The organism is Stenotrophomonas sp. 10N36 (genome assembly GCF_056395005.1).
Map to the genome: position 1 here is coordinate 59,475 of NZ_JBFTIS010000008.1, position 13,204 is coordinate 72,678.

Here is a 13,204-nt window from a genome sequence, read left to right on the forward strand (position 1 = left end):
GATGGTGCGCTTCTGGGCCAACGTGATCGGCAACCAGCTGGTGTGGCTGTGCGCGGTGGTCGGCGCCGGGCACGGCCTGCGCTGGCCCGCGCTGCTGGCCGCCGGTGTGTACGTGGGCAGCCAGCTGGCGCTGTCGCCGCAGCCCGGCGTGGAACTGCGCCTGCTGGGCGTGGCGCTGCTGTGCGGCCTGCTGGTGGACGGCCTGGCCGGTGGCTCGGGCTGGGTGCAGTACGCGGCCGGCAATGGCCCGGCGTGGGTGGCCCCGGTGTGGATCCTGGCCTTGTGGGCGGCGTTCGCGATGACCCTGCCGGTGTCGTTTGCGGTGCTGCAGAAGCACCTGCGCATCGCCGCCCTGGTCGGGCTGCTGCTGGCACCACTGGCCTATCTGTCGGCGGCGCGTGGCTGGTCGGCGGTGAGTTTCGCTGCGCCACGCTGGCAGGGCGTGCTGCTGCTTGGCCTTGGCTGGTCGCTGGCGCTGCCGGTGCTAGCCGCGTGCGCACGTCATTGGCAGCGCACGTCGCACGCCCTTTCTGATAGAGCGGGAGAACACGCATGAAGTTGCTGTGGTGGGTATGGCTATACGCCGCGTTGATCATGAGCTGGGGCTGGTGGTGGCAGCGCCGTCACCAGAACATCGGCGTGGTCGATGTGCTGTGGGCCAAGGGCGTGGGCGCGTCGGCCCTGCTGCTGGCCGTGCTGGGCAGCGGCGCACCGGCACCGCGCATCGCCCTGGCGGTGCTCGGCGGGCTGTGGGGATCGCGGCTGGCGCTGCATCTGTGGCACCGCGTGCGCAGCGAACCCGAGGACGGCCGCTACCAGCACCTGCGCGCCCACTGGAACGGGCACCAGGGCAAGATCTTCGGCTTCTTCCAGTTCCAGGCGGGGCTGATCGTGCTGTTCGCGTTGCCGTTCGTTGCGGTCGCGCACAACCCCCAGCCCGATGACCTGCGCTGGATCCTGGCCGCCATCGCGGTCTGGCTGCTCAGCGTGGGCGGCGAAGCGCTGGCCGACCGCCAGCTGGCACGTTTCCGCGCCGACCCCGGCAACAAGGGCAAAACCTGCCGCGACGGGCTGTGGCGTTACTCGCGGCACCCCAACTACTTCTTCGAATGGCTGCACTGGTTCACCTACGTGCTGCTGGCCGTGCATTCGCCGCTGTGGTGGCTGGCCTGGTCCGGCCCGGTGGTGATGTACGTGTTCCTGCGCTGGGTCAGCGGCATTCCCTTCACCGAGGCCCAGGCACTGCGCAGTCGTGGCGAGGACTACCGCGACTACCAGCACACCACGCCGATGCTGTTCCCGTGGTTTCCCTCCCGCTCATCGAATACCCGCAAGGAGCCGTCCCCGTGAATGTCGCCAGTGACTACCTGCCCGCGCCTGACCACGCGCCGGGCCTGACCGGCCTGGCCGAGCGCGGCCTGCTGCCCGACGCGTTGCTGCGCCTGGGCATCCGCCGCCAATGCGAGGCACGCCTGCGCGAGGAACTGGCCGGTGGCCAGCAGGCGCAGTCGCAGCGCTTTGCCGCGCGCATCGCCGAACTGTCGCAGAGCGCGGTGGCCCTGCACGTGGACGCGGCCAACCGCCAGCACTACGAAGTGCCGGCCGGCTTCTTCGAACTGTGCCTGGGCAAGCGGCTGAAATACAGCAGCTGCTACTACCCCACCGGCAGCGAAACGCTGGACCAGGCCGAAGAGGCCATGCTCGCCCTGTACGGCCAGCGCGCACAGCTGGCCGATGGCCAGGACATCCTGGAACTGGGCTGCGGCTGGGGCTCGCTGACGTTGTGGATGGCCGAGCATTACCCCAACGCCCGCATCACCGCGGTGTCCAATTCCAACAGCCAGCGCGAGCACATCCAGGCGCAGTGCCGCCTGCGCGGGCTGGACAACGTCACCGTGCTGACCCGCGATGCCAATACCCTGGTGCTCGATGCGGCCGCCTTCGACCGCTGCGTGTCGATCGAGATGTTCGAGCACATGCGCAACTACCGGCAGCTGCTGCAGCGCATCCATGGCTGGCTGCGTCCGCAGGGCAAGCTGTTCGTGCACATCTTCGTCCACCGCACGCTCATGTACCCCTTTGAGACCGAGGGCGACGACAACTGGATGGGCCGGCACTTCTTCACCGGCGGCCTGATGCCTGCGGCCGACACCCTGCTGTGCTTCCAGCAGCACCTGCAGCTGCAGCAGCGTTGGCTGCTGGACGGCACGCACTACGAGCGCACCGCCAACCATTGGCTGGCCAACCAGGACCAGAACCGCGACGCGGTGCTGGAGATCATGCGCCAGTGCTACGGCGCACCCTCGGCGGCGTTGTGGGCACAACGCTGGCGCATGTTCTGGATGGCCTGCGCCGAGCTGTTCGGCTACCAGAACGGCCAGCAATGGCAGGTGGCCCACTACCTGTTCGACCGCCCGTGACCCCGCCTGCCATGAGGATCCTGCCATGCCTTACCGCGCCCTCGCTCCCCTGTTGCTGGCCAGCCTGATGCTGGGCTGCAGCGGCAATACCCGTCCCATCCCGCCCGTGGCACACGTGGACGTGCCGCGCTTCATGGGCGACTGGTATGTGATCGCCCATATCCCCAGCCGCCCCGAGCGCGAGGCGTTCGATGCGGTGGAGTCCTACGCGCTGCGCCCGGATGGACGCATCCAGACCACCTTCCGCTACCGCAAGGGCAGCTTCGATGCGCCGGTGAAGACCATGCACCCGATCGGCAAGGTCAAGCCTGGCACCAACGGTGCCGAGTGGGGCATGCAGTTCATCTGGCCGATCCAGGCCGAGTACGTGATCGTGTACCTGGACGACGGCTACCAGCAGACCATCGTGGGGCGCAGCAAGCGCGACTACATGTGGTTGATGGCGCGCACCCCGACCATTCCGGAGGCCGATTACACCGCCGCCATGACCCGGCTGGCCGCGCTGGGCTACGACCTGTCGCAGGTGCGCCGCGTGCCGCAGTCGGGTACCAAACCCGAGTAAGGCGTTCCGTGCCGTGCTTCTCAGGCCGTGAGAAGGCCCCGGGCGATACTGTCGTTATCAGCCCGTTGGGTGCCGGCCCCTGGCCGGGATGCCTGCGGGGCCTGCGCGGATCGGCCGCGCATGGGCAGGCGGACGCGAGGAGTCGGGCGTGGCGGACAAGTACTGCGATCTGGTCATGAAGGGCGGGATCACCAGCGGCATCGTGTATCCCAACGCGGTGCTGTCGCTGGCGCGCGAATACCGCTTCAAGAACATCGGCGGCACCTCGGCCGGGGCGATTGCCGCGGCGGTGGCCGCGGCGGCGGCACTGGGGGATCGCCGCCGCCACGCCGGCGAGGCGGTGGACGCACAGGTGGGTTTCCCCGGCCTGTCGGCGGTGTCGGCGCAACTGTCCACGCGCGGCTTCATCTACAGCCTGTTCCAGCCCGCGCACGGCGCGCGCACTGCCTACCGCCTGCTGGTGATGCTCACCGGCAAATCCAGCGTGCCGCGCAAGATCGCCTGCCTGCTGGCCGCCGTATTCGCCATCGCGCCGCTGGAACTGCTGGCGGCGTTGATCGGCCTGCTCGGCATCGGCTGGCTGGCCGGCGGCGTGGCGGGGGTGTGGGCGACGCTGCTGCCGTCGTTGCTGTGCGCCTACGGCGCCGGCGTGCTGGCGTCGGCGCTGCGGGTGGCGCGGGTGGCGCGGCGCAACCTGCTCGGGCTGTGCAATGGCAGCACCCAGGCCGACGCCGCCACCCCGGCCCTGACCGACTGGCTGCATGACCGCCTGCAGGCGCTGTCGGGCAAACCGCCGGGCCAGCCGCTCACCTTCGGCGACCTGCACCAGGCCCCGCGGTACCCCGGCGAGCCGGCCGGCGCGCAGGCCATCAGCCTGCAGATGATCACCACCTGCGTGTCGCATACCGAGCCGCGCACGTTGCCGTTCAATGCGGCGCATTTCTGGTTCCTGCGCGACGAGTTCGCGCAGTTGTTCCCGGCCAGTGTGGTGGAGTGGCTGGTGGCCCAGGCCGGCGCGCCCGAACAGGTCGATGGTCGCGCGTATTACCGCCTGGTCGATGGCGATCAGCTGCCGGTACTGGTGGCCACGCGCATGAGCCTGAGTTTCCCGCTGTTGATCAGCGCGGTGCCGCTGCACGAGCCGGCGCGTCGCGAGCGGCGCTGTGATCCGCAGCCGGAGGCGTCCGCACCGCACGACAACAGCAACGTCGCCGACAGCATGGAAGGCCTGACCAGCGGCGGCCAGAACTGTGGCCCGGTGATCACCGCCTTCCGGGTGTGCTGGTTCTCCGATGGGGGCATCAGCAGCAATTTCCCCATCCACCTGTTCGACGCGGCGTTGCCGCGCTGGCCCACGTTCGGCATCAATCTGGTGTATCCGCGCCATGCCGATGCGGTGAGCGTGCTGGACGCCGGCAGGCATGGCGTGCAGGCGCAGCTTGAACAGGCGGTGTTCCTGCCCACCGAGAACCGTCAGGGCTGGCAGCGCAGCTACCACGCCATTGCGCGGCCGCTGGCGGCCGCGGAGATGTCCGGCTTCCTGTTCTCGATCGTGTCGACCATGCAGAACTGGCGCGACGTGCTGCAGGCCCGCGCACCGGGGTATCGCGACCGCATCGTGCACGTGTCGCTGCAGGGCGACGAAGGTGGCATGAACCTGGACATGCCGCAGGACGTGCTGAGCCGCATCGCCGCCAAGGGCAGCGTGGCGGGCGAACGCTTCTGCGGGTTCTCCTTCCAGAACCACTACTGGATCCGCTGGCGCAACCTGGCCTCCGCCTATCAGCGTTACACGCTGGAGATCGCCCGCACCGACGATCCCGCGCAGCGCGTGGCCGCCTGGCGTGATGCGTACCAGAGCGTGGCCACCGGCGAACCGCCGCCGCCGTCGTACCGGCTGGGCTCGGAGGACAAGCGGCGCGCATCCCAGCAGCTGTGGCGGCTGATGGTCGAGCAGGGCCAGGCCTGGGAAGACCTCGGCCCCGACCTCACCGACGGCGCACCGCGCCCGCTGCCGCAGATGAAGGTCACGCCGATTTACTGAGCCGGGAGGGACGCAGGCCGGGCAACGCACAAAACGTCGCCTTCCCCGTATTGCCGCCCGCTCAGCCACCGGTAGAGCCGACCGTTGGTCGGCTGCGCATGAAACGTGACATGTCCGGTAGAGCCGACCGTTGGTCGGCTGCCCATCAACCACAACCATCGCGATGGCCCCCAACGGTCGGCACCCCTCATTTATGCTCTTTAGCGCACCGCTCTCACAGGATGGAACCGCATGACCCCACGCACGGCCTTGCTGCAGACACTCGAACACCTCGACGCACTCGACCCCGACCACCTGCCGGTGGTCCCGCTGGATGCCTATTTCACGGGCAATGACCAGGAGGAATCGATCGCACCGAACCAATGGGAGTTCGGGCGCCCGCCCATCCGCGAGCTGCACGCACGCTTCCAGGCCATCGCCGCGCGCCCGGACGTACAGGGTGTGTATGTCGGCCTGCACCAGGACTGGGGCATGGCACTGGAAGACGACACCGAGTGGCCGGCAGCGGAGAACATCCACATCCTCACCTCCGCTGACGAACCCACCGTGCTGTCATGGCTGGACGGTCTGGAATCGGACGGCGCCAGTGTAGGCTGGCCGTACGGCCAGCATGCCGCGGCACCTGTGCCGGCCGAGGGTTTCCAGGTCTTTTCGGTGTTCTGGGATTAGCGATCGACGCCGATGGATTGCACGCAATCCCACCCTGACCAATTGCACACGCCCGGTAGAGCCGACCGTTGGTCGGCTGCCTTTCGCATCGAACATTCCCGGTGTCGGACGCAAGTCGACCAACGGTCGACTCTACCTGCGCTGGGGGCAAACATTGCCGGCGCTGGATGCAATTCGACCAACGGTCGACTCTACCCGCATCGGGGTCAAACATTGCCGGCATCAGAGGTAGAGCCGACCGTTGGTCGGCTGCCCTTCGCATCGGAGTCGAACATTCCCGGCGCCGGACGCAAGTCGACCAACGGTCGACTCTACCTCCGTGGGGTCAAACATTCCTGGTGTCGGACGCAAGTCGACCAACGGTCGACTCTACCTCCGTAGGTCGAACATTCCTGGCGCCGGATGCACGTCGACCAACGGTCGACGCTACCCGCGGCCTGGTAGCTGCGCGAATGCGCGTTGCATGCAATCTTCGCGCGGGCACACGCGGCAACCCGGGCCGATGGAGACCGAGTTGCCCGGGCTCTGGATGTCCAGGCCGCGCGAGTAAATCAGCCGTTCGGCATGCTGCAGGTCGCAGCCCAACGCCACTGCGAAGGTTTTACGCGGTTGCCCGTGCCCGATCGGGCCGCTGCTCACCTGCCGCGCCAACCAGAAATGGCGGCGCCCGTCGGGCATGCGTGCGGTCTGGGTCAGTACCCGGCCCGGCTGGTTGAACGCCTCGTACACGATCCACAGCGGGCACGACCCGCCCACCTGCGAGAAGTGGAAGTCGGTAGCCGAGTGCCGCTTGGACACATTGCCGGCGCGGTCCACGCGGATGAAGAAGAACGGCAGCCCCGGCGCACTGCGCCGCGCCAGCGTGCTCAGCCGGTGGCACACCGCTTCGAAGCCCACCCCGAAGCGGTGCGCCAGCGCATCGATGTCATAACTGCTGTGCTCGGCCGCACGCAGGAACTGCGCATACGGCATCACCAGCGCGCCGGCGAAGTAGTTGGACATGCCGATCCGCGCCTGCGCGATCTGCTCCGGTTCGCGGAAGCCGGCGCGCGCGACCACCGCATCGATCTGCGCCGCATAGCCCAGCAGCGCCAGCTCGGCGGCCATCTGGAACGCCTGCTGGCCCGGCTCCAGGTAGTCAGGCAGCCACAGCGTGCGGCTACCCCCGTCGTAGACCCGCTTCTCGCGACCGGCCTGCAGCGGCGCCACCTCCACCAGCACCCCGTGGCGGTCGGCCAGCAGCTGGCGCAGCCGCGGCGCCACGTGCCCGGCCACCAGCCCCCACTCCCCGAACAGCTGCTCGGCCAGGTCGTCCAGCTCGGGGATGTGGTTGTGCATGCGGTTGAAGAAGTCGCGCACCTGGTCGCCGGCGGGCAGCGCCTGCCCGGCATGCACGTCGCCCAGCTGGAACTCCAGCGCGGCGGCATGCTCGCGCAGCATCAGGTGGCGGCGGTGCAGGTCGAGCAGGGCACGGCTGATCTGCGGCAGGTTGCCCGCCATCGCGCGCAGTTCGGTGCTGCTGACATCGGCCAGGCCCAGGTCGCGCAGGGTCTCGCCCAACGCTTCCTGCAACGCGCCGGGCTCATCCACGTCGAACAGCCCGGAAACGTCGCCCAACACCTCGCGTAGCTTCTGCTGCACCGCCGGCGTCAGCGGGCGCTTGTTGCGCTCCATCTGGTTCAGGTAGCTGGCCGACAGCCCCAGCGCCCGGGCCAGCTCAACCTGGCTGTAGCCGCGCTGCTCCCGCAGCTTCAGCAGGCGCAGGCCGATCTGACGATGAGTGGGCTGGCTATTCACAGAATTCACAAGAATCGTAGCGGGCATTGGCCAGATTAAGCGTATACAGCCCGGAAATCGAGGATGGCCCTGTGAATAATGCCAACAACTTTCGAGCCCCCGGGATTGTCCATGACCGTTGCAGCGCCCCGTATCCGCATGTTGATCGATGGCCAGTTCATCGAATCGGCCAGCTCGCACTGGCAGAACGTGGTCAACCCGGCCACCCAGGACGTCCTGGCCCAGGTCCCGTTTGCCACCGTAGGCGAGGTCGACGCCGCCGTCGCCTCGGCCAAGGAAGCCTTCAAGACCTGGCGCAAGACCCCGATCGGCACCCGCGCGCGCATCTTCCTGAAGTACCAGCAGCTGATCCGCGAGCACATGAGCGAGCTGGCCCACATCCTCAGCGCCGAGCAGGGCAAGACCGTGCCGGATGCCGAAGGCGATGTGTTCCGTGGCCTGGAAGTGGTCGAGCACGCGGCCGCCATCGGCAACCTGCAGCTGGGCGAACTGGCCAACAACGTGGCCAACGGCGTGGACACCTACACCCTGCTGCAGCCGCTGGGCGTGTGCGCGGGCATCACCCCGTTCAACTTCCCGGCGATGATTCCGCTGTGGATGTTCCCGATGGCCATCGCCACCGGCAACACCTTCATCCTCAAGCCGTCCGAGCAGGACCCGATGGTCACCATGCGCCTGGTCGAACTGGCGCTGGAAGCCGGCATTCCCAAGGGCGTGCTCAACGTCGTGCACGGCGGCGAAGAGGTGGTTAATGCCATCTGCGATCACCCGGATATCAAGGCTGTTTCGTTCGTCGGTTCCACCCGCGTCGGCACCCACGTGTACAACCGCGCCTCGCTGGCCGGCAAGCGCGTGCAGTGCATGATGGGCGCCAAGAACCACGCCGTGGTGCTGCCGGATGCGAACAAGGAACAGAGCCTCAACGCGATGGTCGGTGCCGCCTTCGGTGCGGCCGGCCAGCGCTGCATGGCCGCCTCCACCCTGGTGCTGGTCGGCGAAGCACGCGAGTGGGTGCCGGACTTGGTGGCCAAGGCCAAGACGCTGAAGGTCAGCGGCGGCAGTGTCGCCGGTACCGATGTCGGTCCGGTGATCTCCTGCGCCGCGCGTGAGCGTGTCGAAGGCCTGATCGCCTCGGGCGTGGAGCAGGGCGCCAAGCTGGTGCTCGATGGCCGCAACCCGCAGGTCGATGGCTTCGAGAAGGGCAACTTCGTTGGTCCGACCATCTTCGCCGGCGTGACGCCGGGGATGCGCGTGTACGACGAGGAAATCTTCGGGCCGGTGCTGGTGATCCTGGAAGCGGACACCCTGGAAGATGCCATCGCACTGATCAACGCCAACCCCAACGGCAACGGCACCGCGCTGTTCACCCAGTCCGGCGCGGCCGCCCGCAAGTTCCAGGAAGACATCGACGTCGGCCAGGTCGGCATCAACGTGCCGATCCCGGTGCCGGTGCCGCTGTTCTCGTTCACCGGCTCGCGTGCCTCCAAGCTCGGCGACCTGGGCCCGTACGGCAAGCAGGTGGTGATGTTCTACACCCAGACCAAGACCATCACCTCGCGCTGGTTCGATGACGAGACGCTGGGTCATGGCGTCAACACCACCATCAGCCTGAAGTAAGCAACAGCAACAACGGAGTTCGACCATGAGCCACTCGATGACGACGGAACTCGACGAAGCGCAGCAGGCCTATAGAGAGGCAGCGCGTGACTTCGCCCAGGCCGAACTGGCGCCGCACGCCGCGCGATGGGATGCGGAGGGCATCTTTCCGCGCGAGGCGATCGCCAAGGCAGGGGAACTCGGGTTCTGTGGTTTGTACATGGATCCCGAGGTCGGTGGCAGCGGCTTGAGCCGTCTGGACGCCGCCGTCGTCATCGAGGAGCTCGCCAATGTGGATCCGTCCACGGCGGCCTATGTCAGCATCCACAACATGGCGTCGTGGATGGTGGCCAAGTGGGGCCAGGAGAGCCTGCGTGCCGCGTGGGGTGCAGACCTCTCGTCCGGCACCAAGCTGGCCTCGTATTGCCTGACCGAACCGGGTGCCGGTTCGGATGCCGCCTCGCTGAAGACCAGCGCGGTGCGTGACGGCGACGATTACGTACTCAATGGCTCCAAGGCCTTCATCTCCGGCGCCGGTGCCACCGAACTGCTGGTGGTGATGGCGCGTACGGGTGGCCCGGGCGCGGGCGGCATCAGCGCGATCGCGGTGCCGGCCGATTTGCCGGGCATCAGCTACGGCCGCAAGGAAGAGAAGATGGGCTGGAACAGCCAGCCGACCCGTGGCATCACGTTCGAGAACGTGCGCGTGCCGGTCAGCCATCTGCTCGGCGAGGAGGGCAGCGGTTTCAAGCTGGCCATGAAGGGCCTGGACGGCGGCCGCATCAACATCGCCGCCTGTTCGCTGGGCGCTGCCCAGGGTGCACTGGATGCCGCCCGCCGTTACATGGGCGAGCGCCGCCAGTTCGGCAAGGCGTTGTCGGAGTTCCAGGCGCTGCAGTTCAAGCTGGCCGATATGGCCACCCAGCTGGTTGCCGCCCGGCAGATGGTGCATACCGCGGCGCGCAAGCTCGATGCCGGTGCCAGCGATGCGAATGTGTGGTGCGCGATGGCCAAGCGCTTCGCTACCGACGCCGGCTTCAACATCTGCAACGACGCGCTGCAGATCCACGGCGGCTACGGCTATATCCGCGAATACCCCATTGAACGGTTGCTGCGCGACTCGCGCGTGCACCAGATCCTGGAGGGCACCAACGAGATCATGCGTGTGATCGTGGCCCGCCACCTGCTCAATACCGACGAGGAACTGCGATGATCGACTGGCGCACGCATGATCACACCGGCCTGAAGGTCGACGCCGATGGCCACGTTGCCGTGGTGACGCTGGACAACCCGCCGGCCCACACCTGGACCGTGCACAGCCTGTCGGCGCTGCGCGACCTGGTGGGCGCACTCAATGCCGACAATGGCATCTATGCGCTGGTGATCACCGGCGGCGGCGAGAAGTTCTTCTCGGCCGGTGCCGACCTCAAGCAATTCGCCTCCGGCGACAAGGCTGCGGCGCGCGAAGCGGCGCGCCGTTTCGGCGAAGCGTTCGAAGCGCTGTCCGGCTTCCGTGGCGTGTCCATTGCCGCCATCAACGGCTACGCGATGGGCGGTGGCCTGGAATGCGCGCTGGCCTGCGACCTGCGCATCATCGAAGAACACGCCCAGGTGGCGCTGCCAGAGGCCACCGTGGGCCTGCTGCCGTGCGCCGGTGGCACCCAGAACCTGCCGCGCCTGGTGGGCGAGGGCTGGGCCAAGCGGATGATCCTGCTGGGCGAACGCATTGATGCCGATACCGCCGTGCGCATCGGTCTGGCCGAAGAAAAGGTCGGCAAGGGCGAAGCCAAGGCCTTGGCGCTGGAATGGGCGCACAAGGCCGGCAAGCAGAGCCCGACCAGCATCGCGGCCTGCAAGACCCTGGTGCAGGCCACCCGCAGCGGCACCCACGCCTCGGCGCTGGTGGCCGAGCGCGAGGCCTTCGTGGACCTGTTCGACCGTGCCGACCAGGCCGAGGGCGTCAACGCCTTCCTGGAAAAGCGCGCCCCGCAGTGGAAGAACGCATGAGCACGCCGGCCGCCAGCGACGAGGCCCCGGTGCTGTTCGAAGAACGCGCGGCCGCCAACGGCACGCGCATCGGCATTGCCACGCTCAACGCACCGCGCACCCTCAATGGGTTCTCGCTGCCGATGGCGCATCTGCTGCGCGAACGGCTCGATGCCTGGGCCCGCGATGACGGCATTGCGCTGGTGGTGTTGCAGGGCGCGGGCGAGAAGGCGTTCTGCGCCGGCGGCGACCTGCACAGCCTGTACCGCAGCATGGTCGACTACCGCGACGCCGGAAAGACCGACATCCGTGACAACGCCTACGCCGCCGAATTCTTCGACGTCGAATACCGCGTCGACTACGCCATCCATACCTATCCCAAGCCGATCCTGTGCTGGGGCCACGGCATCGTGATGGGCGGCGGCATCGGGCTGATGTCCGGCGCCAGCCACCGCGTGGTCAGCGAGCGCTCCAAGCTGGCGTTCCCGGAGATCACCGTGGGCCTGTTTCCCGACGTGGGCGGCAGCTGGTTGCTGCCGCGCGTACCGGGCAAGGGCGGCTTGTTCCTGGCGTTGACCGGTGCGCCGCTCAACGCCGGCGATGCGATCTATGCCGGCCTGGCCGACATCCACATCGCCGAAGCGCAGCGGGGGGCCGTCTTCAACGCGCTCACGCAGGTGCACTGGAGCGACGACGCCAAGCGCAACCACGACCAGCTCGATGCACTGCTGCAGCAGCACGCCAGCGACGCGGCCACCGGCCCGCTGCTGCGCAACGCGGCGGCCATCGACGCCCTGTGCACCGGCGACGACGTGCCGGCCATCGTGGCGGCCATCACTGCGCTGCAGACCGATGACCCGTGGCTGCAGACCGCGCAGGCCACGCTGGCCGCCGGTGCACCCGGCTCGGCGCGGCTGGCGTTCGAGCTGCAGCGCCTGGCCGAGGGCGCAACGCTGGCCGAGGTCTATCGCATCGAATACATCGCCGCGCTGCATGCGACTGCCCATGGCGATTTCGCCGAAGGCATCCGCGCGCTGCTGATCGACAAGGACCGCACCCCGCAGTGGCAGCCGCGTACGTTGGCCGACGCCACCACGCCGTGGGCCCAGACCTTCTTCGTTTCGCCGTGGTCGGACGCCGCGCATCCGCTGGCCGACCTCGGCACCTCCGTCCCTGAAAGGAGCCACGCATGAGCCGTATTGCATTCATCGGGTTGGGCAACATGGGTGGCCCGATGGCCGCCAACCTGGCCAAGGCCGGCCACGCCGTGCGGGTGTTCGACCTGGTGCCTGCCGCCGTGCAGGCCGCCGTTGATGCCGGTGCCACCGCCGCACATTCCGCGCTGGACACCCTGACCGACGCCGAGATCGTGATCTCGATGCTGCCGGCCAGCCGCCACGTCGAAGGCGTGTACCTGGGCGATGACGGCCTGCTGGGCGACATCCCGGGCGGCGCGCTGGTCATCGACTGCAGCACGATCGCCCCGGCCACCGCGCGCAAGGTGGCCGAAGCGGCCGCGGCGCGTGGCCTGCAGATGCTCGACGCGCCGGTCTCCGGCGGTACGGCCGGTGCGCAGGCCGGCACGCTGACCTTCATCGTCGGCGGCGAGGAAGAGGCGCTCGAACGTGCGCGCCCGATGCTGCAGGCGATGGGCAAGAACATCTTCCACGTAGGCGCCAGCGGTGCAGGCCAGGTGGCCAAGCTGTGCAACAACATGGCGTTGGGCGTGATCATGGCCGTCACCGGCGAATCGATCGCCCTCGGTGTCGCGCACGGGCTGGACCCGAAGGTGCTGTCGCAGATGATGGCGGTCAGCACCGGCCGCAGCTGGGCCACCGAAGTGTGCAACCCGTGGCCCGGCGTGCTGGAAAACGCCCCGGCCTCGCGCGGCTACAGCGGCGGCTTCGGCAGCGACCTGATGCTCAAGGACATGGGCCTGGCGGTGGAAGCGGCGATGAGCGTCGGCGCCTCGATCCCGCTCGGCGAACTGGCCCGCAACCTGTACTCGATGAACCACCAGGCCGGCCGGGGCAAACTGGATTTCTCCAGCGTCGTGCAGCTGATCGCCAACGAAAAGTAACGGCGTAGTGCCGGGCTCTGCCYGGCAACCTCATGAAAAGGGACGCCACC

At 68.0% G+C, this 13,204-nt stretch carries 12 protein-coding genes; 11 read left to right on the forward strand and 1 reads right to left on the reverse strand.

The genetic code is table 11. The features are described 5' to 3' along the window. Position 1: 1 nt before the first annotated feature. The 6 genes from AC1DCJ_RS09945 to AC1DCJ_RS09970 all read left to right on the forward strand — a co-directional run bounded on the left by AC1DCJ_RS09945 (position 2) and on the right by AC1DCJ_RS09970 (position 5,695). Positions 2-556, forward strand: coding sequence for a DUF2878 domain-containing protein (locus AC1DCJ_RS09945; protein ID WP_478070843.1), 555 nt, complete (start codon positions 2-4; stop codon positions 554-556). Beyond that, on the forward strand, positions 553-1,350 hold the full coding sequence (locus tag AC1DCJ_RS09950; RefSeq protein ID WP_478070844.1) for a DUF1295 domain-containing protein: 798 nt from the start codon (positions 553-555) through the stop codon (positions 1,348-1,350). Before AC1DCJ_RS09945 ends, AC1DCJ_RS09950 begins: the two co-directional genes overlap by 4 nt. After that, positions 1,347-2,420 carry a cyclopropane-fatty-acyl-phospholipid synthase family protein gene (locus AC1DCJ_RS09955; protein WP_478070845.1) on the forward strand — a complete coding sequence of 358 codons (1,074 nt, stop codon included), beginning with the start codon at positions 1,347-1,349 and terminating at the stop codon, positions 2,418-2,420. Before AC1DCJ_RS09950 ends, AC1DCJ_RS09955 begins: the two co-directional genes overlap by 4 nt. A gap of 25 nt (positions 2,421-2,445) precedes the next feature. Then, entirely contained in the window at positions 2,446-2,982 is a 537-nt protein-coding gene (locus tag AC1DCJ_RS09960) for a lipocalin family protein (protein ID WP_478070846.1), read from the forward strand. Positions 2,983-3,130: 148 nt separating this feature from the next. Beyond that, positions 3,131-5,026 carry an RpoH suppressor gene (locus tag AC1DCJ_RS09965; protein WP_478070847.1) on the forward strand — a complete coding sequence of 632 codons (1,896 nt, stop codon included), beginning with the start codon at positions 3,131-3,133 and terminating at the stop codon, positions 5,024-5,026. A 231-nt stretch (positions 5,027-5,257) separates the two neighbouring features. Then, entirely contained in the window at positions 5,258-5,695 is a 438-nt protein-coding gene (locus tag AC1DCJ_RS09970) for a hypothetical protein (RefSeq protein WP_478070848.1), read from the forward strand. Positions 5,696-6,121: 426 nt separating this feature from the next. Here AC1DCJ_RS09970 and AC1DCJ_RS09975 read toward each other — a convergent pair whose 3' ends face one another. Beyond that, the gene (locus AC1DCJ_RS09975) at positions 6,122-7,492 is read right to left on the reverse strand and encodes a helix-turn-helix domain-containing protein (protein WP_478070899.1); all 1,371 of its coding nucleotides are present in this window, start codon (positions 7,490-7,492) and stop codon (positions 6,122-6,124) included. 111 nt (positions 7,493-7,603) lie between these two features. On the opposite strand from AC1DCJ_RS09975, the gene AC1DCJ_RS09980 reads away from it, so the two are divergent. From AC1DCJ_RS09980 to mmsB, 5 genes are read left to right on the forward strand one after another with little or no spacing between them, the layout of a single operon-like run. Beyond that, positions 7,604-9,109: a CoA-acylating methylmalonate-semialdehyde dehydrogenase gene (locus AC1DCJ_RS09980; protein ID WP_448135051.1), complete on the forward strand. Its 1,506-nt coding sequence runs from the start codon at positions 7,604-7,606 to the stop codon at positions 9,107-9,109. A gap of 37 nt (positions 9,110-9,146) precedes the next feature. Next, entirely contained in the window at positions 9,147-10,301 is a 1,155-nt protein-coding gene (locus tag AC1DCJ_RS09985) for an acyl-CoA dehydrogenase family protein (RefSeq protein ID WP_448135052.1), read from the forward strand. Next, positions 10,298-11,095 (forward strand): enoyl-CoA hydratase, encoded by a 798-nt coding sequence (locus tag AC1DCJ_RS09990; protein WP_141058175.1) that lies wholly within the window; start codon positions 10,298-10,300, stop codon positions 11,093-11,095. The genes AC1DCJ_RS09985 and AC1DCJ_RS09990 overlap by 4 nt, the downstream gene beginning before the upstream one ends. Beyond that, positions 11,092-12,267, forward strand: coding sequence for an enoyl-CoA hydratase/isomerase family protein (locus tag AC1DCJ_RS09995; RefSeq protein ID WP_478070849.1), 1,176 nt, complete (start codon positions 11,092-11,094; stop codon positions 12,265-12,267). Before AC1DCJ_RS09990 ends, AC1DCJ_RS09995 begins: the two co-directional genes overlap by 4 nt. Next, positions 12,264-13,154: a 3-hydroxyisobutyrate dehydrogenase gene (gene mmsB / locus AC1DCJ_RS10000; RefSeq protein ID WP_478070850.1), complete on the forward strand. Its 891-nt coding sequence runs from the start codon at positions 12,264-12,266 to the stop codon at positions 13,152-13,154. The genes AC1DCJ_RS09995 and mmsB overlap by 4 nt, the downstream gene beginning before the upstream one ends. The last annotated feature ends 50 nt before the right edge of the window (positions 13,155-13,204 follow it).